18 protein-coding genes are annotated in these 17,957 nt (G+C 67.9%); 12 read left to right on the top strand and 6 right to left on the bottom strand.

Translation table 11 applies throughout. The features are described from left to right. Nucleotides 1–83: 83 nt before the first annotated feature. From DBV10_RS07980 to DBV10_RS22875, 3 genes are read left to right on the top strand one after another with little or no spacing between them, the layout of a single operon-like run. Nucleotides 84–641, top strand: coding sequence for an SET domain-containing protein (locus tag DBV10_RS07980; RefSeq protein ID WP_124512345.1), 558 nt, complete (start codon nucleotides 84–86; stop codon nucleotides 639–641). Further along, a complete protein-coding gene (locus DBV10_RS07975) occupies nucleotides 638–1,597 on the top strand; it encodes a biotin--[acetyl-CoA-carboxylase] ligase (RefSeq protein WP_124512343.1) in 960 nt (319 codons plus the stop codon). Before DBV10_RS07980 ends, DBV10_RS07975 begins: the two co-directional genes overlap by 4 nt. Before the next feature lie 35 nt (nucleotides 1,598–1,632). Next, nucleotides 1,633–2,346 (top strand): SPOR domain-containing protein, encoded by a 714-nt coding sequence (locus tag DBV10_RS22875; protein ID WP_199740062.1) that lies wholly within the window; start codon nucleotides 1,633–1,635, stop codon nucleotides 2,344–2,346. 340 nt (nucleotides 2,347–2,686) lie between these two features. Here DBV10_RS22875 and DBV10_RS07970 read toward each other — a convergent pair whose 3' ends face one another. Both DBV10_RS07970 and DBV10_RS07965 read right to left on the bottom strand, forming a co-directional pair. Next, entirely contained in the window at nucleotides 2,687–4,138 is a 1,452-nt protein-coding gene (locus tag DBV10_RS07970; RefSeq protein ID WP_124512341.1) for a sensor histidine kinase, read from the bottom strand. A gap of 80 nt (nucleotides 4,139–4,218) precedes the next feature. Further along, a complete protein-coding gene (locus tag DBV10_RS07965) occupies nucleotides 4,219–4,893 on the bottom strand; it encodes a response regulator transcription factor (protein ID WP_124512339.1) in 675 nt (224 codons plus the stop codon). Between the two features lie 113 nt (nucleotides 4,894–5,006). Here DBV10_RS07965 and DBV10_RS07960 point away from each other — a divergent pair, with 113 nt between their 5' ends. The 3 genes from DBV10_RS07960 (at nucleotide 5,007) to DBV10_RS07950 (ending at nucleotide 8,378) form a co-directional block, all read left to right on the top strand. Continuing rightward, nucleotides 5,007–5,663, top strand: a complete 657-nt coding sequence (locus tag DBV10_RS07960; RefSeq protein WP_124512337.1) for a response regulator — start codon at nucleotides 5,007–5,009, stop codon at nucleotides 5,661–5,663. After that, a complete protein-coding gene (locus DBV10_RS07955) occupies nucleotides 5,660–7,060 on the top strand; it encodes a HAMP domain-containing sensor histidine kinase (protein ID WP_124512335.1) in 1,401 nt (466 codons plus the stop codon). Before DBV10_RS07960 ends, DBV10_RS07955 begins: the two co-directional genes overlap by 4 nt. 103 nt (nucleotides 7,061–7,163) lie before the next feature. After that, entirely contained in the window at nucleotides 7,164–8,378 is a 1,215-nt protein-coding gene (locus DBV10_RS07950) for a serine hydrolase (protein WP_124512333.1), read from the top strand. Nucleotides 8,379–8,435: 57 nt separating this feature from the next. Here DBV10_RS07950 and DBV10_RS07945 read toward each other — a convergent pair whose 3' ends face one another. Then, nucleotides 8,436–9,365: an N-formylglutamate amidohydrolase gene (locus DBV10_RS07945; protein WP_124512331.1), complete on the bottom strand. Its 930-nt coding sequence runs from the start codon at nucleotides 9,363–9,365 to the stop codon at nucleotides 8,436–8,438. Between the two features lie 140 nt (nucleotides 9,366–9,505). Next, nucleotides 9,506–10,471: a tripartite tricarboxylate transporter substrate binding protein BugE gene (locus tag DBV10_RS07940; protein WP_124512329.1), complete on the bottom strand. Its 966-nt coding sequence runs from the start codon at nucleotides 10,469–10,471 to the stop codon at nucleotides 9,506–9,508. A gap of 107 nt (nucleotides 10,472–10,578) precedes the next feature. Here DBV10_RS07940 and DBV10_RS07935 point away from each other — a divergent pair, with 107 nt between their 5' ends. Then, a complete protein-coding gene (locus DBV10_RS07935; protein ID WP_124512327.1) occupies nucleotides 10,579–11,547 on the top strand; it encodes a LysR substrate-binding domain-containing protein in 969 nt (322 codons plus the stop codon). On the opposite strand, the gene DBV10_RS07930 is transcribed toward DBV10_RS07935, so the two are convergent. Next, nucleotides 11,523–12,020 carry a MarR family winged helix-turn-helix transcriptional regulator gene (locus tag DBV10_RS07930; RefSeq protein WP_124512325.1) on the bottom strand — a complete coding sequence of 166 codons (498 nt, stop codon included), beginning with the start codon at nucleotides 12,018–12,020 and terminating at the stop codon, nucleotides 11,523–11,525. The two genes, DBV10_RS07935 and DBV10_RS07930, sit on opposite strands and share 25 nt — an antisense overlap. Nucleotides 12,021–12,161: 141 nt before the next feature. Here DBV10_RS07930 and recA point away from each other — a divergent pair, with 141 nt between their 5' ends. Both recA and recX read left to right on the top strand, forming a co-directional pair. Next, nucleotides 12,162–13,238 (top strand): recombinase RecA, encoded by a 1,077-nt coding sequence (recA, locus tag DBV10_RS07925; RefSeq protein ID WP_124512323.1) that lies wholly within the window; start codon nucleotides 12,162–12,164, stop codon nucleotides 13,236–13,238. A gap of 99 nt (nucleotides 13,239–13,337) precedes the next feature. Then, the gene (recX, locus tag DBV10_RS07920; protein ID WP_124512321.1) at nucleotides 13,338–13,796 is read left to right on the top strand and encodes a recombination regulator RecX; all 459 of its coding nucleotides are present in this window, start codon (nucleotides 13,338–13,340) and stop codon (nucleotides 13,794–13,796) included. Nucleotides 13,797–13,844: 48 nt separating this feature from the next. Here recX and argC read toward each other — a convergent pair whose 3' ends face one another. Continuing rightward, entirely contained in the window at nucleotides 13,845–14,777 is a 933-nt protein-coding gene (gene argC, locus DBV10_RS07915) for an N-acetyl-gamma-glutamyl-phosphate reductase (RefSeq protein WP_124512319.1), read from the bottom strand. 220 nt (nucleotides 14,778–14,997) lie between these two features. On the opposite strand from argC, the gene sucC reads away from it, so the two are divergent. From sucC to DBV10_RS07900, 3 genes are all read left to right on the top strand, one after another. After that, nucleotides 14,998–16,158 carry an ADP-forming succinate--CoA ligase subunit beta gene (gene sucC / locus DBV10_RS07910; protein ID WP_124512317.1) on the top strand — a complete coding sequence of 387 codons (1,161 nt, stop codon included), beginning with the start codon at nucleotides 14,998–15,000 and terminating at the stop codon, nucleotides 16,156–16,158. Nucleotides 16,159–16,173: 15 nt separating this feature from the next. Continuing rightward, nucleotides 16,174–17,070, top strand: a complete 897-nt coding sequence (gene sucD, locus DBV10_RS07905) for a succinate--CoA ligase subunit alpha (protein WP_099657212.1) — start codon at nucleotides 16,174–16,176, stop codon at nucleotides 17,068–17,070. Nucleotides 17,071–17,205: 135 nt separating this feature from the next. Next, complete coding sequence (locus DBV10_RS07900) at nucleotides 17,206–17,892, top strand: TerC family protein (protein ID WP_124512315.1); 687 nt, start codon at nucleotides 17,206–17,208, stop codon at nucleotides 17,890–17,892. Nucleotides 17,893–17,957 lie beyond the last annotated feature (65 nt).

Below are 17,957 nucleotides of genomic sequence, written 5' to 3'. Positions count from 1 at the left end.
CAATTCGGGTCTCACGCGCATGCACACGCATACACGCGCACGCACACACATGTGTGCACCATCAAGTTAACAGAGTTTTTGCCATGCCCCGCTCCGCATCGCCCGCTGCCCCCCTCCTTGCACCAGGCCGCCGCATCCAGACCCGGCGCTCGGGCGTGCATGGCAAGGGCGTGTTTGCCGTGCAGGATATTGCAGAGGGCGAAGTCCTTGTGGAGTACACGGGCGAAGTGATCGGCTGGCAGGAAGCGCAGGACCGCCACCCGCACGACCCCCTGCAGCCCAACCACACGTTCTACTTCCATGTGGATGAAGACCATGTGATCGACGCCAAGTTCGGCGGCAACTCGTCGCGCTGGATCAACCACAGCTGCAACCCCAACTGCTACGCCGACGAGCGCGATGGCCGCATTTTCATCACCGCGCTGCGCAACATCCCGGCGGGCGAAGAGCTGAACTACGACTACGGCCTGATCATCGAGGAGCGCTACACCCCGAAGCTCAAGGCCGAATACCCCTGCTGGTGCGGCAGCACCAACTGCCGGGGCACGCTGCTGGCGCCCAAGCGTGGCTGGGCACCGCCCATGCCACCCCTTTCGCCGTCCAAACCCTCGGCCAAGGCCGCCAAAAAGGCCCGGCCATGAGTGCCCCCATCCGCTGGCCCGCCGAAGCCGTCTGGGAGGCGGTATCGCCCCTGCTGCCGGGCTTTAGCGTCGAGGTGCTGCCCACCGTCGACTCCACCAACACCGAACTCATGCGCCGTGCGCGCGCAGGCCAGTGCGAGCCCACCCTGCTGGTGGCCGAGCAGCAGACCGCCGGGCGCGGGCGGCTGGGGCGGGTGTGGTACAGCGGTGTGGATGTGAGCAGCGCCGGGCCGCCCCAAGCTGCGAAGGCCCCCTTGGGGGGCAGCGCCGCACGCGAAGCGGCAAGCGTGGGGGCCATGCCGTCGCTGATGATGTCCCTGGGCCTGCCGCTGGCGCCCAAGGACTGGTCGGGCCTCTCGCTCGCCGTGGGCGTGAGCGTGGCCGAGAGCCTGCAACCCGTGCTGCCGCCGCTGGGCGCAGGCCAGCCCGCGCGCATGGGCCTGAAGTGGCCCAACGACCTGTGGCTGGGCGGTGGCAGCGGTGCGGGGGGCGACCGCAAGCTCGGCGGCATCCTGGTGGAAACGGCGAGCTTCGTGGCGCCCCAGGCAGCGGCCCCGCAGGCCGGCACCCATAGCAGCAACAGCACCGCACGCTACGTGGTGGTGGGCATCGGCATCAACGTGCTGCCGCGCAGCCCCGAGGGCATGAGCATGCCGCCGGGCAGCCTGCAGGACGTGGAACCCGGCCTGGACGCCCCCGCCGCGCTGCTGCGCATCCTGCCGCCGCTGGTGGCCATGCTGCAGGCGTTTGAAGGCTATGGCTTTGCGCCCATGCAACCCCGCTTTGCCGCACGCGATGTGCTGCAAGGCCGTGCCGTGACGCTGAGCGACGGCCACACCGGCACTGCGCATGGCGTGGGCGACGATGGCGCGCTGCTGGTGCACACGGCCGGTGGCATGCAGGCCATCACCAGCTCCGAAATCAGCGTGCGGCCCAGCGCCGTGCCGCCGGTCTGAGAGCCTGACCCCACGCCCACCGAAAGGCCTTCCCCATGCTTCGACTCGCCGTGATCGTGCTGCTGCTGGCCAACGCGGGCTACTTCGCGTGGTCGCAGGGCCACCTGCGCCCCTGGGGCTGGGCCCCGCAGGAGCAGGCCGAGCCCCAGCGCATGGACCAGCAGATCCGGCCCGAGACGCTGCAGATCCTGAAGGTGAACCCCAGCAAGGCCTCTGCCAGCCCCCCGGCGCCGCCGCCTGCGGCGCCCGCCCCTGCGGCCAGTGCCACCACCGCCGACGCCCCCCCCGCCCCGGCCGCCGACCCCGCCGAATGCCTGCAGGCCGGTGTGTTTGACGACCGCCAGGCCGAGGCCCTGCGCGCGGCCGCCGCCGGCCTGCCCCAGGGCAGCTGGTCCCTGGAGCCCACACCCATCACGGGCCGCTGGATGGTCTACATGGGGCGCTTCGACGATGCGGAGACCCTGGACAAGAAACGCGCCGAGCTGCGCGCGCGCAAGGTGGACTTTGACCGCGCAGGCGGGACGCTGGAGCTGGGCCTGTCGTTGGGCCGCTTCTCCACCAAGGAAGCCGCCGAGCGCGAACTGACCAACCTGGGCGCCAAGGGCGTGCGCACGGCCCGCGTGATCCAGGAGCGGCCCGATTCCACCGGTTTCACCCTGCGCCTGCCCGCCGTGAACGACGCCCTGCGCCCCCAGCTGGACACGCTGCGCAGCGCCATGGCGGGCAAGACGCTGCGCAGTTGCGGCTGAGAGCGGCGAACCCAACTCCCCTGGCGTCGTTGTCCCGTCTTGTCGTACTGCCTGCGACGGAACGCCCAGGGAAGTTTGCTCGGCCGCTCTGCGCTCTGAAAAAGTGGCTCACCCCGTCGGGGCTCGCCAGCTGAACATCCATCGGTATCAGTTATCCATGGCGCTGCGCGCCACCCGCAGCGGATGAAACCGGCGCGGCCCCAGCCAGCGCCCCTGTGCAAGGGCCGCCGAGCTGCGCAAGCGGCGCTTCGCTTGCGGGCACCGGGGGCGTCCCCCTCCCGCCTTGCTCAGCAAGGCGAGAGAGGGGGAAGGCGCGAAGCGACTCAGGGGGTGTTTCACGTCACCCCCCCGCCACCGCCCCCCGTGCCACAAACCGCACGCTGAAGCGCGCCCCCGGCGGCTGCTGGCCGGGGCGTGCGTCTTCCAGGCCAACCTCGGCGCCATGCTTGCGCGCGATCTCCAGCACGATGGGCAGACCCAGGCCCGAGCCATCGGCCTCGCTGCCCAGCGCCCGGTAGAAGGGCTGGAACACCAGCTCGCGCTCGGCCTCGGGCACGCCAGGGCCCGAGTCCTCGACCTGCAGCAGCAGCACATGGCCAAAGGTGTCAGCCAGCACGCGGGCCGTGACCACGCCGGGCCGCTCGGGGGTGGAGGGCGTGTAGTTGATGGCGTTGTCCACGAGGTTGCGCACCAGCTCCTTGAGCAGCGTGGGGTTGCCGTCGAGCAGCACGCCGGGCGATCCGGGCTCGGCGCCGTCGTAGCCCAGGTCAATCTTCTTGTCGAGCGCACGCGGCACCGAGTCGCGCACCACTTCGATGGTCAGCCGCGCCAGGTCGCAGGGCTGGCGCGCAATGCCCACACCGCTGCCCTCGGCACGCGCCAGCGCCAGCAGCTGGTTGACGGTGTGGGTGGCGCGGATGCTGGAGCGCCCGATCTGCTGCAGCGAGCGCTTGAGCTCCTCGGTGCTGGTGCCCTCGCGCTGCGCCAGGTCGGCCTGCATGCGCAGGCCGGCAAGCGGGGTCTTGAGCTGGTGCGCGGCGTCGGCCAGAAAACGCTTTTGCGTGGCCAGCGAATCGTTCAGGCGCGTGAGCAGGTCGTTCACCGAGGCCACCAGCGGCGCCACTTCGAGCGGCACGGTGCGGTCGTCCAGCGGCGAGAGGTCGTCGGGGTTGCGCGCGCGGATGCGCTGCTCCAGCTGGTTCAGGGGCTGGATGCCGCGCGCCAGCGCCAGCCACACCAGCAGCACGGCCAGGGGCAGGATGACGAACTGCGGCAGCATCACGCCCTTGATGATTTCGGTGGCCAGCACGCTGCGCTTTTCGCGGGTTTCGGCCACCTGGACCAGGGCCACGGGCGTGCCTTCCAGCGGCAACCGCACCCAGATGTAGGCCACGCGGATGTCGATGCCGCGCATTTCACCGTCGCGCAGGCGCACCTCGCCCGACAGGGGCACTTCGTCGCCCGGGGGCTCGGGCAGCTCGCGCTCGCCCGACAGGAACTCGCCGCCCGGGCCGATGACCTGGTAGTAGACGATGTCAGAGTCGTCGGCGCGCAGGATCTCGCTGGCGGGCTGCGGCAGGTTGAACTGCGCCTTGTCACCCGCCACGGACACCAGCTGGGCCAGCGCATGGGCGTTGTATTCGAGCGCGCGGTCGAACGGCTTGTTGGCCAGCCCCTGCGCCACCAGCCAGGTGAGCGCCAGGCTCACGGGCCACAGCAGCAAGAGCGGCGTGAGCATCCAGTCGAGAATTTCGCCAAACAGGGAGCGCTGCTCGCGCTGGAAGATCTTCAAGGCGTTTGCCGTGCTGGTTTTATGAACTAAATTGGCCGCTACCGCGCATCCATCATGCCTTGATAGCTATCAATTTCATACTATCCAGGGATTTTTTCAAGGCAGTAGCCCAGGCCGCGCACGGTGGCGATGCGGATGGGGCCGCCCTCGATCTTCTTGCGCAGGCGGTGGATGTAGACCTCGATGGCGTTGTTGCTCACCTCTTCGCCCCACTCGCACAGGCGCTCCACCAGCTGCTCCTTGCTCACCAGGCGGCCGGCGCGCTGCAGCAGCACTTCCAAGAGGCCCAGCTCGCGCGCCGACAGTTCGATCATCTTGCCGTCGATGGTGGCCACGCGGCCGGCCTGGTCGTACACCAGCGGGCCATGCTTGATGGAGCTGCTGGTGCCGCCCATGCCCCGGCGCGTGAGGGCACGCACGCGCGCCTCCAGCTCCTGCAACGAGAAGGGCTTGGCCATGTAGTCGTCGGCGCCAAAGTCCAGGCCCTTCACGCGCTCTTCCACGCTGTCGGCGGCGGTGAGGATGAGCACGGGCAGGGCCGAGCCCCTGCCGCGCAGTTTCTTCAGCACCTCCAGCCCGTGCATCTTGGGCAGGCCCAGGTCCAGGATGAGCAGGTCGAACTCGTTGTTGGTCATCAGCGCCGCATCGGCCTCGCTGCCGCTGGCGACATGGTCCACCACGGCCCCCGAGGCGCGCAGGGTGCGCAGCAGGCCATCGGCCAGCACCTGGTCGTCTTCGGCAATAAGAATGCGCATGGGGGTGTCTCCTGTGGTGCGGCCCGTGGGGACAAGGCCGGTCGTTCTGTGGCTTGATTTTAGGGCGCGGTCTTTGGCTGGGCGCAAGCTCGGGTGTGGAAAATGCGCTCCCTATGCACATCCTGCTCATCGAAGACGACCTGGACCTGGGCCAGGCGCTGCTGCAGGCGCTGCAGCAGGGCGGCTTCACGGTGCAGTGGCTGCGCAGCGCGGCCGCCACGCCGCCGCTGCCCGACGCCAACGAGGTCGCCGCCGTGCTGCTGGACCTGACCCTCCCGGATGGCCAGGGCATGGCGCTGCTGCGCCGCTGGCGCCGCGCGGGCCTCACCCTGCCTGTGATCGTGATCACGGCCCGCACCGCCTTGCAGGACCGGCTCGATGGTCTGGACGGCGGCGCCGACGACTACGTGCTCAAGCCCTTCGACGTGCCGGAGCTGCTGTCGCGCCTGCATGCCGTGCTGCGGCGCAGCGCGCGCCAGGCCAGCGAGGAATGGGCGCTGGGCGCGCTGCGCCTGGCGCCCCGGCGGCACGAAGCCTGGCTGAGCGATGCGCCGCTGGCGCTGTCGCCGCGCGAATTCCGGCTGCTGGTGGAGCTGGCGCGCGAGCCCGGCAAGGTGGTGGCCAAGAATGTGCTCGCCCAGCGGCTCGAACCCCTGGGCGACGCGCTGGACGCCGCCACGCTGGAGGTGCATGTCTCCAACCTGCGCAAGAAGATCGGTGGGGCGCGCATCGCCACCGTGCGCGGCGTGGGCTATCGGCTGCAGCCATGACGGAGCCTGTGCTGTTGCCGCAGCGCTGGTGGGGCCCCAGCCTCACGCGCCGCACCCTGCTGGCGTTGCTCGCAGCCATGGCCCTGGTGTGGCTGGTGCTGCTGGCCCAGGCGGCCCTCACCCACTACCGCGCCATGGACACCAACCCCGGCGTGCGCCAGCTCGCCCAGGGGCTGGCGGGGGCGCTGGCCGCGCTGGAACAGCCCACCGAGGCCCGGGCGCTGGTGCACGGCATGGCCCACACCCTCAACGCCATGCGCGCGGACGTGGACCTGCTGCAGGGCAGCCCGGTGCTGCTGCAGCTGCAGGACCGCGCAGGCCAGCTGCTGCACAGCAGCACGGCCGGTGTGCCAGCCATGGTGCTGGCTGGCGATTCGGGCCACGCCCCCATGGAGGTGGCTGGCGCCCCCCATTGGGTGGCCTGGGAAAGCGCCGGGCCCTGGCGGGTGGTGGCGGCCGAGCCCCGCCTGCCCGATGCGCGCCTGCTCGGCTTCATGGGCGAAGACCTGGCGGCCTCGGTGCTGCTGGCGCTGCCGCTGGTGGGCCTGCCCCTGTGGCTGGCCGTGCGCACGGGGCTGCGCCCGCTGGCGCGGCTAGGCGCCCAGATCGCGGCGCGCTCGGCCCACGACCTGCGGCCGCTGCAGCACCTGCCGCCCGAGCGCGAATTGCACGGCCTCGCCCAGTCATTCGACCAGTTGCTGGCGCGCCTGCGGGCCCACCTGGCGCGCGAAAAGGCCCTGGTGCACGACGCGGCCCACGAGCTGCGCACCCCCATGGCCGTCATCGCCACGCAGGCCCATGTGCTGGCGCAAGCCCCCGAAGGCCCCGCGCGCGCGCAGGCCGGCGAGGCGCTGATGCGCGCCGTGCAGCGCGCCGCGCACCTGAGCGAGCAGTTGCTCACCCTGGCCGCACTCGAAGAAGCCCCCGCGCTGCACGCCGCGCCCCAGGACCTGATGGCCCTGCTGCAGGACTGCCTGGCCGAACGCGCCCATTGGGCCGAGGGCCTGGGCGTGGAGCTGTCGCTTGAGGGCCCGGACACTTGGGTGCTGCCCCTTGACCGGCAATTGCTCTGGTCCGCCCTGGGCAATGTGCTGGACAACGCGCTCAAGCACGGCGCGGGCCCCGGTGCGGGGCGCGAGGTGCAGCTGCGGGTGGCGCAGGAGGGCGGCGATGTGGTGGTCTGGATCGCCGACGACGGCCCCGGCATCGAGGCCGGCGAGCAGGCCCGGGTGTTCGAGCGCTTCTGGCGCTCGCCGCGCGCGCGCAGCAGCGGCTCGGGCCTGGGGCTCACCATTGCGCAGCAGGCCATCGGCCACCTGGGCGGGCAGGTCCGCCTGGGGCCGGGGCTGCATGGGCGGGGCGTGGGTTTCACGCTGCGCTGGCCGGTGGCGGGCTGAGAACCCGCGCCCAGCGGCCTGCCCCCATCTGCGCGGGATCTTTGGGTTGGCCCAAGGTTCGCGTTTCAACAATGCCGGCATCTTCTTCACTTCACGAGATGCCATGAACCTTTCAAGCCTTGCAACCCCTTCAGCGGCGCACGGCGTCCCCCTCTCGCGCCGCCACTGGCTGGCCGCCGCAGGCCTGACCGCGCTGGGTAGCTTGCTCACCGCCTGCGGCGGCGGTGGCGGCGACCACAACGGCCCCGGCGCAGCGCAGGGGCGTGTGCAGGCGCTGGCCGACGGGCTGGTGAAACAGGGGGTGGTGGGCGCCGCTGCCGGGTGGGCCGATGCGCGCCACACCCGCGTGGCGGTGGCCGGCCTGCGCCGGCTGGGGGGCAGCGCCCCGCTGGCGAGCGGCGACCTGATGGCCATTGGCTCCAACACCAAGGCCATGACCGCCTGCGTGGCCGCGAGCGTGGTGGACCAGGGCCTGCTGCGCTGGGACAGCCCCCTGGCCCAGGTACTGCCCGGGCTGGCCCGCGAGGCCCTGCCCGCCTACCAGCCGATCACGCTGCGCGACCTGCTGGACCACCGTGCGGGCGTGATGGCCTTCACCGCCCTCGAAGACTTGAACACCTTCGTGAATTCCGTGGGGATCGACGTGATCGCGCGGCTGCAGGAGCCGGCCGAAGTGGAGGCCTTCTTCCTGGCCTGGCTGCTGCGCCAGCCGCCCATCCGCGGCGCTGGCGCGGACCCGGGCTTTGCCTATTCCAATGCCGGCTACGCACTGGCGGCCCGCATGCTGCGCGCGGCCACAGGCCAGGGCTGGGCCGAGCTGCTGCGCCAGCGCGTGGCGCAGCCCCTGGGCGTGTCGCTGTTCATTGGGGAGCCGCTGCGCCTGGGCAGCCTGCAGCCCTCGGGCCACGACCTCGCGAACGGGCAGCTCGTGCCCGAGCCCCTGACCGAAGCCCCGGAGCGCGTCTGGCTGGAGACCCTGGACCCGGCGGGCGCTGTGAGCCTCACGGTGCAGGACGATGCGCTGTGGCTGCAGTGGCACCTGCGGGCGCTGCGCGGCGAGTCCACGCCCCTGCCGCGCAGCTACGTGCAGGGCCTGCACGACCTGGGGCGCGCTCCCGCAGGCCGCTATGGCCTGGGCTGGCTGGTGCATGCGGAGCACGGCACGGGCTGGCTGCTGCACAACGGCCAGGACGCGGGCTTCCAGGCCATGTCGGTGGTCGCGCTCGATGGTTCGCGCGCGGGCCTGGCCCACAGCAACATCGCCACGGCGGACAGCATGGACCTGCTCTACGCAGGCGTCTCCACGCTGCTGGCCTGAGAGGCTGAGAGGCTGAGAGGCTGAGAGGCTGAGAGGCTGAGAGGCCGGGCCGGGTGCTCAGCGCGGGTCGTGCGCCAGCAGCTTGTGCACCAGGGCCTGCAGGTCGGCCTGCAGGCGCGCCATGCCCTCGGGGTGCTGCGCCAGGGTCTGCTCGTCCATGTAGAGCTTGCGGTTGATCTCGACCTGGATGCTGTGGCGGTGCTGCGCGGGGTGGCCGTAGCGGCGCACCAGCTCCACGCCCTTGTAGGGGTGGTTGTATTCCACGCTGTAGCCACAGGCGCGCAGGTGCTCGCAGATCAGTGCCGACAGCGCCGGGCTGGCGGTGGTGCCGTCGCGGTCACCGATCACGAAGTCGGCATGCTCCAGCCCCGGAAACTCGGTGGCAAAGCGCCCGGCCACGGCGGGCATGGAATGGCAGTTGAGGTGGATGCTGTAGCCATGGCGCGCGCGGGCGGCGTCGATGGCCTGGGCCACCGCCGCGTGGTAGGGGCGCCAGCAGCGGTCGATGCGCGCGCGCACCTCGGCCACCGTGAGCAGGCGCTTGTAGATGGGCTCGCCTTCGTCGGTGAACTTCCAGACCAGGCCCTTGCCCAGGCGCACCTTGCTGAGCACCTGGGGGTCGGTGGAGATGGGGTCGGTCCACGCGCCGTCGAGCAAGCTGGTGTCGAGCTCGGTGGTGTCGCGGTTGGCATCCAGGTAGATGCGGGGAAAGTGGGCTTCGATCCAGGCCACGCCCAAGGCGGGGGCAAAGGCGTAGATCTTTTCGACATGGGTGTCTTCAGCGCGCCGCAGCGTGGGCAGGTCGCAGGCGGAGCCGAAGTCGGCCGGGTACTGGGTGCCGCTGTGGGGCGAGTCGAGCACCAGCGGGGTGCTGCCGGGCAGGGCCGTCACCATGCGGACGGCGGGTGTGGCCAGCCCGGGCGAGCCGGTCAGGCCAGGCTGGGCTTGTTGAAAGCGGTGGTGGATCAGTTTCAAGGCTGCATGCATAGGCAGAGTGTGCGCAAAGGAGGGCGGCTGGCCTAGCCGCCCAGACCGGGATGTGACTATGGTTATCCCTGAAGACAGGGCCCCGCGTCAGGGCATCCCAGCTGTGGCCGGTCCGGGCACCAGGCCCGGGGGAGAACAAATCAGTCGAGGGCAATCTTGGCGTAGGCCGCCACGCGCTTCATCTTGTCGATCTCGCTGGCAATCTGGGCCGTGAACTCCTTGGGCGTGGTGCCCGAGGGGTACAGGCCCTGGCCCGCCAGGCGCTCGCGCACGGCGGGCTCCTTCAGCGCCTGGGCCACCGCCTGCTGGATGCGGTCCACCGCCGCGGCGGGCGTTCCCGCAGGCGCCACCAGGCCGAACCACGAGGGTTCATTGGCCTGCTTGTAGCCCAGCTCGGCATAGGTGGGCACCTCGGGCAGCACATCCAGCCGCTCGGGCCAGGACACGGCCAGCGCCTTGAGCTTGCCGGCCTTGACGTGCGGCAGCGACGAGGCCACCTGGTCGAAATACACCGCCACCTGCCCGGCCAGCACGTCATTGACGGCCGGGCCCGCGCCCCGGTAGGGGATGTGCACCATCGAAGTGCCGGTGCTGCTCTTGAACAGCTCGCCCCACATGTGGCCGATGGTGCCGTTGCCCGGCGTGGCGTACGAGACCTTGCCGGGATGGGCCTTGAGGTACTTCACAAGGTCGGCAAAGTCCTTGACCGGCAGCACGGCCGGGTTGATCACGATGACGCCCGGGGCCTTCACGATCTCGGTCACGCCCACGAAGTCCTTGGTGGGGTGGTAGGGCAGCTTGCTGTACACGGCGGGGTTCACGCCATGGGTGGACAACGTGGCCACGCCGATGGTGAGGCCGTCGGCCGGGGCGCGCGCCACTTCGGCCATGCCGATGGAGCCACCGGCGCCGCCCCGGTTGTCCAGCACCACGGGCTGCTTGAGGATGCGCGCCAGCGACTCCTGCAGGCTGCGGGCCGTGATGTCGGTGGCGCCCCCGGGTGGAAAGGGCACGACGAGGCGCAGGGGCTTGCCCTCTTGCGCCAAAGACATTCCTGGAACGAAAGATACGGCGGCCAATGCGTTGAGCAGGTGACGGCGTTGCATGAAGAATTCTCCTATGGGGTGGGTCGAGAGTAAATGAATCAAAGGGCTGTACCAAGCAATGGATATGCCTGATAACATTCCAATGTGGAATGATTTGATTACTTAGCATGTCGTCCCTGCGCCGCCTCTCGCCCCCCGTGCACCTGCTGCGGGCGTTTTCTACCGTGACGCGGTTCGGCGGCGTGTCGCGCGCAGCCGAGGCGCTGCACCTCACGCAAAGCGCCGTGAGCAAGCAGATCAAGGAGCTGGAGGGCTGGGTGGGCGTGCCGCTGTTCGAGCGCAGCCGCAAGCGCCTGGCGCTGACCCCGGCGGGCGAGCGCTACGAGAAGGCCGTGCGTTCGGTGCTGGCCCAGCTGGAAAGCGCCACGCTGGAACTCATCACCAGCGACGACGGCGGGGGCGCCCTGCACCTCTCCAGCCTGCCCACCTTTGCGGCCAAGTGGCTCATCCCGCGCCTGCCGCAGTTCCAGCAGCAGCACCCGCAGGTCACGCTGCATTTCGTGCCCTACGTGCACAGCTACAACTTCGAGCGGCCCGAACTCGACTGCGCCATCCTGTTCGGCGATGGCCATTGGCCCGGCGCCCATGCGCACTACATCACGGGCAACGATGTGGCCCTGATCGCACCGCGCAGCAAGGTGGCCGACTGGCCCATCCACACCCCGCGCGACGTGGCGCGCCACACCCTGCTGCGCCACGTGACCGTGCCCGAGGCCTGGCTGCGCTGGAGCGAAACCCAGGGCGTGCCGGGCCGCATCGACCCACTGGCCGGCCCGCAGTTCGACCAGTTCCAGACCATGATCCGCGCCGTGATGGCCGGCATGGGCCTGGCGCTGGTGCCGCGCTGCCTGGTGCAGGACGAGATCACCGCCGGCCTGGTGCGCGAGCCCCTGGCCGATGCCCCCCTGCGCGGGGGCTACCCCAGCGAGGTGGGCTACTGGCTCTGCTACCCCGAGGGGCGCACGCAGTTGCATGCGCTGCAGTGCTTTCGGCAGTGGCTGCTGGCCTGCGCGCAGCCGGCGGGTGCGGGCGGCGATGGCAGCGCCACACTTCAGCTGGCGGCGCCCCCCGCATAGGCCTCCAGCCCGATCGCCACCACCGTGGCCACATCGCGCCCCACTTCCTCGCGGAACTCGGCCTCGGCCTGCGCCACGGCATCGCGGAACGCCTGCAACCAGGCCAGCCCCACAGGGGTGAAGCACACCCGGCGCGCACGCGCATCCAGCGGGTCGGCCTCGCGCGTGACCAGGCCCCAGGCCTCGGCTTGTTGAACCAGGTCGGCCATGGCCTGCTTGGTCATGCCCGCACGCTGGGCCAGGTCCGTCAGCCGGTCGCCCGAGAGCGCCAAGTGGCGCGTGATGTGCACATGGGCAGCGCTGACCTGGTCGCGCGCCGCGAGATTGGACAGCGCCAGCGGCACCTCGATGTTGCGGGCCATGAGTTGCAGCACCCGGGCGTCGAAACGGCGCATGGCGTGGCCGAGCAGGCGGCCCAGGTGGGTCTGGCGCCAGCCATCTTGGACGGGCGCTGGAGGGAGAATGTCAGGCATGGCAGATTGTCAGGCAAACTGACCAAATTACGCTTGAATACCGCCAAACAGCTCGCATAAACTACTGTTCAAGCATCCAGCCTGTAATTAATTGCAGAGCGGTGCAAACATCCAACCCGTTGTTTTTCAAGGAGTTTTCTCATGGACGTCGCAGTCAAAGGCACCAACCCCGCATTGCCCGTGAACACCGAAAAGGCCAAGGCCCTGGCCGCCGCGCTCGCCCAGATCGAGAAACAATTTGGCAAGGGCACCATCATGCGCCTGGGTGAGGGCGAGGTGATCGAGGACATCCAGGTGGTCTCCACCGGCTCGCTGGGCCTGGATATCGCGCTGGGCGTGGGCGGCCTGCCCCGCGGCCGCGTGGTGGAAATTTATGGCCCGGAATCGTCGGGCAAGACCACGCTCACGCTGCAGGTGGTGGCCGAGATGCAAAAGCAGGGCGGCACCTGCGCCTTCGTCGATGCGGAACACGCCCTGGACGTGCAATACGCCCAGAAGCTCGGCGTGCAGCTGTCCGACCTGCTGATCAGCCAGCCCGACACGGGCGAGCAGGCGCTCGAAATCGTGGACAGCCTGGTGCGCTCGGGCGCAGTGGACCTGATCGTGGTGGACTCGGTGGCCGCGCTCACGCCCAAGGCTGAAATCGAAGGCGAAATGGGCGACGCGCTGCCCGGCCTGCAGGCCCGCCTGATGAGCCAGGCGCTGCGCAAACTCACCGCCACGATCAAGAAGACCAACTGCATGGTCATCTTCATCAACCAGATCCGCATGAAGATCGGCGTGATGTTCGGCAGCCCCGAAACCACGACTGGCGGCAATGCGCTCAAGTTCTACGCCTCGGTGCGCCTGGACATCCGCCGCACCGGCACCATCAAGAAGGGCGACGAAGCCATCGGCAACGAGACCAAGGTCAAGGTGGTCAAGAACAAGGTGAGCCCCCCGTTCAAGACGGCCGAGTTCGACATCCTGTTCGGCGAAGGCATCAGCCGCGAGGGCGAGATCATCGACATGGGCGTGACCGCCAAGATCGTGGAAAAGAGCGGCGCCTGGTACGCCTACAACGGTGAAAAGATCGGCCAAGGCCGCGACAACGCGCGGGAGTTTTTGCGCGAGAACCCCGACCTGGCCCGCGAGATCGAGAACAAGGTGCGCGAAGGCCTGGGCATTGCCCTGCTGCCTGGTGCGTTGCAAGTCCCAGCGGCCACTGCCGACGAGTGATGTGTCACGCTGGATGCTTCTGGATTTGAAAGAAATTGGCTGATAGCGCTTATCCAATAAGCGCTATCAGCTATCAAAACAGAAGCATTTGAGGCCTATATGGGATTCACCACGCTATCGCTCAAAGGCCGCGCTTTGCAGTTGCTGGGCCAGCGCGAGCACTCGCGGGCCGAGCTGTTGCGCAAGCTCAGCCCCCATGTGCAAGAGGGTGAAGACCTGAACGCGGTGCTCGATGAACTGCAGTCCAAAGACTTCATCAGCGAGGCGCGGGTGGTGGAGTCGGTGCTGCACCGCCGTGCCAGCCGCTTGGGCGCGGCACGCATCCGGCAAGAGCTGCAATCCAAAGGACTGGGGGCAGAGGCCGTGCAAGACGCTGTGGCCCAGTTGCAGGGCAGTGAGCTGGAGCGCGCCCACGAGGTGTGGCGCCGCAAGTTTGGCGAGCCCGCGACAGACCCGCAAACCCGCGCCAAGCACATGCGTTTTTTGCTGGCGCGGGGGTTTTCTGGTGATGTGGTGCGGCGTGCCGTGCAGGGCACCGGGGCGTCGGACGAGGAGTGACTGTGTGCTGTGTCTGACGGGTGGGTCGGCACCCCGACCCACGCGGCCTTACACGCCCAGCATCAGCTTCATGTTTTGCACCGCAGCGCCACTGGCGCCCTTGCCCAGGTTGTCCAGGCGTGCAATGACGACGGCTTGGCGGTGTTCCTCGTTGGCAAACACGCGCAGTTCCAGCTTGTTGGTGTCGGCCAGTGTGTCGGCCGCCAGCTTCCAATCGTCGGTGGGTGGCAGCACGCTGACCCATTGCTCTGGCGTGTTGGTGCGGCTGTAGTGGCTGGCCAGCGCATCGTGCAGGTCGCTGGCCTTGGGGGCGCCGGGCAGCAGGTCCAGGTGCACAGGCAGTTGCACCAGCATGCCTTGGCGGAAGTTGCCCACGGCCGGGATGAAGACCGGGCGGCGTGTGAGCCCGGTGTAGCGCAGGATCTCAGGGATGTGCTTGTGCGTCAGGCCCAGCGCGTAGGCCTCGTAGGGTGCAGCCGTGCCTGCTTCGTAGGCCTCGATCATGGTGCGGCCGCCGCCCGAGTAACCAGACACCGATGGCAGGCTCAACGCAGCGTCTTTGGGGACCAGGCCTGCGTCCACCAGCGGGCGCAGCAGCGCAATGGCGCCCGTGGCGTAGCAGCCTGGGTTGGAGACGCGGGTGGCTTCGCGCACCGCCTGGGTCTGCGATGCGTCCAGCTCCGGGAACCCATACACCCAACCTGCGGCCGTGCGGTGGGCGGTGCTGGCATCAATGACCTTGATCGTGCGGCCCGTGCTCTGCGTGATCGCATCGACCATGGCCACGGTGTCGCGTGCTGCATCGTCATGCAGACACAGCACCACCAGGTCCACGCCAGCGATCAGGTCGCGCTTGGCGTTGGGGTCCTTGCGCAGCTCGGGCGCAATGCTCACCAGCTCGACCTGGGGCATGGCCTGCAGGCGCTCACGGATCTGCAGGCCCGTGGTGCCGGCTTCGCCATCGATAAAGACTCTGGACATGGGAGGTACTCCTGCAAAAAAGGTGGCAGCGTCTGCCAAAACAAACCACAAAAAGACAAAACCCGGCCACCTGCCGGGACCAGGCGGCCGTCAGCCATGCACAAGAATGGTGCGTTGCAACATGATACAGTCGCTGGTTGCCATGTTCCCAGCCCGCGGCCAGACATTTTGTTGTTCATGGTAAACGGGTAACCACCATCCTTCCCCTGAGAGAGACCTCATGAAGATTCACGAATACCAAGGCAAGGAAATCTTGCGCAATTTTGGTGTGCCCGTTCCGCGCGGCATTCCCGCATTCACGGTGCAAGAAGCCGTCGAAGCAGCCCAGAAGCTCGGCGGCCCCGTGTGGGTTGTCAAGGCCCAGATCCACGCTGGTGGCCGTGGCAAGGGCGGCGGCGTGAAGGTTGCCAAGACCATTGAAGACGTCAAGCGCATCGCAGGCGAGATCCTGGGCATGCAGCTCAAGACGCACCAGACCGGCCCCGAAGGCCAGAAGGTCCGCCGCCTGTACATCGAAGACGGCGCCGACATCAAGAACGAACTGTATGTGTCGCTGGTCACCGACCGCGCCACGCAAAAGGTGGCCCTGATCGCTTCGAGCGAAGGCGGCATGGACATCGAGGAAGTGGCGCACTCCACGCCCGAAAAGATCATCACCGAGATGATCGACCCCATTGCCGGCATCACCACCGAGCAAAGCAAGAAGGTTGCAGCCGCCATCGGCCTGACCGGTGCTTCCATTGACCAGGCCGTAGACATCTTCGCCAAGATCTACAAGTGCTACATGGAAACCGACGCGTCGCTGGTGGAAATCAACCCGCTGAACTGCGACTCCAAGGGCAACCTGATGGCCCTGGACGCGAAGTTCAACTTCGATGCCAACGCGCTGTTCCGCCACCCTGAAATCGTGGCCTTCCGCGATCTGGACGAAGAAGATCCGGCCGAAGTGGAAGCCTCCAAGTTCGACCTGGCCTATATCAGCCTCGATGGCAACATCGGCTGCCTGGTGAACGGCGCCGGCCTGGCCATGGCCACCATGGACACCATCAAGCTGTTCGGCGGCGAGCCAGCCAACTTCCTGGACGTGGGCGGCGGTGCCACCCCCGAGAAGGTCACCGAAGCCTTCAAGATCATGCTCAAGAACCCCAAGGTCGAAGGCATTCTGGTCAACATCTTCGGCGGCATCATGAAGTGCGACACCATCGCCACCGGCGTGATCACCGCCTGCAAGGCCGTGAACCTGAACGTGCCGCTGGTCGTGCGCATGAAGGGCACGAACGAAGAGCTGGGCAAGAAGATGCTGGCCGAGTCCGGCCTGCCCATCATCGCCGCAGACACCATGGCCGAAGCTGCGACCAAGATCGTTGCTGCCGTCAAGTAAGCCCGGAGAACACACATGTCGATCTACATCAACAAAGACACCAAGGTCATCACCCAAGGCATCACGGGCAAGACGGGCCAGTTCCACACCGAGAAGTGCCAGGAATACGCGAACGGCAAGAACGCCTTCGTGGCCGGCGTGAACCCGAAGAAGGCCGGCGAGTCCATCTTCAACATCCCGATCTACGCCTCCGTCAAGGAAGCCGCTCACCAGACCGGCGCCACCGTGTCGGTGATCTACGTGCCGCCCGCAGGCGCTGCTGCCGCCATCTGGGAAGCTGTGGAAGCCGACCTGGACCTGGCCATCTGCATCACCGAAGGCATTCCAGTGCGCGACATGCTGGAAGTGCGCAACAAGATGAAGGCCAAGGAAGCGGCTGGCGGCAAGAAGACCCTGCTGCTGGGCCCCAACTGCCCTGGCCTGATCACGCCTGACGAAATCAAGATCGGCATCATGCCCGGTCACATCCACCGCAAGGGCCGCATCGGCGTGGTCAGCCGCTCCGGCACGCTGACGTACGAAGCCGTGGCCATGCTGACCGAAGTGGGTCTGGGCCAGTCCAGCGCCGTGGGCATTGGTGGCGACCCCATCAACGGCCTCAAGCACATCGATGTGATGAAGGCTTTCAACGACGATCCAGACACCGACGCCGTCATCATGATCGGCGAAATTGGCGGTCCTGACGAAGCCGAAGCCGCCCAATGGTGCAAGGCCAACATGAAGAAGCCTATCGTGGGCTTCATCGCTGGCGTGACCGCCCCTCCCGGCAAGCGCATGGGCCACGCCGGCGCGCTGATCTCTGGCGGCGCCGACACGGCCGATGCCAAGCTCGCCATCATGGAAGAGTCGGGTTTCATCATCACCCGCAACCCGTCGGAACTGGGCAAGCTGCTCAAGGCCCAGCTGAAGTAAGCCGGGAGCTGTCCGTAAGCACAATTACGGACGACCCCCGCGAATCAGCCCGCTAGACTGGCGGCTCCAACAAAAAGAAGCGCTCGGAACTCCGGTTCCGGGCGCTTCTTGCATTCATAACAGTGGAGTTCAGTCATGGAGTTTATGCAAAGTGCCGATTTTTGGATCGGCCTGGTGAAGATCGTCTGGATCAACATCATCCTGTCGGGCGACAACGCGGTGGTCATCGCACTCGCGGCCCGGTCCCTCCCCCCCCATCAGCAGAAGAAAGCCGTTTTCTGGGGCTCCGGTGCGGCCGTGGTGCTGCGCATCTTGCTGACCGTGGTGGCCGCCAAGCTGCTGGAGCTGTCCTTCCTGCAGATCGTGGGCGGTTGCCTGCTGCTGTGGATTGGTTTCCAGCTGCTCAGCGATGAGGAAGAGGACGAGGGCGAATCCAAGACCTATGGCAGCCTGATGGCGGCCGTGCGCACCATTCTCATTGCCGATCTGGTCATGAGCCTGGACAACGTGATCGCCGTGGCAGCCGCCGCCCAAGGCAACGTCATCCTGCTGGTCCTGGGTCTGGCCATCAGCATTCCCCTGGTCATCTTCGGCAGCACGCTCATGATCAAGCTCATGGAGCGCTTCCCCTTCATCGTGGTGCTGGGCGCCGCGCTGATCGGCTGGGTGGGCGGCGAAACCATCGCCAGCGACGCCATCCTGCACGACTATGCTGCGGCACACCCGGCACTCCACTACGTGGCGGCAGCCCTGGGTGCGGCACTGGTGGTCGGCGTGGGCAAGTTCTGGCCCTCAAAGGCACGAAGCCAATCTGCAGACTGAGGCCCGCAGCACTCATCGGTGGCCAGGCCATCGGTGTGACAAAAATGGCAGGCCCGGGGCGCCCC

Source organism: Acidovorax sp. FJL06, from assembly GCF_003852545.1.
In the GTDB taxonomy this organism is placed as follows: domain Bacteria; phylum Pseudomonadota; class Gammaproteobacteria; order Burkholderiales; family Burkholderiaceae_C; genus Acidovorax.
The sequence above is the reverse complement of the archived record's forward strand: the minus strand, read 5'-3'. Positions and strand labels throughout refer to the sequence as shown.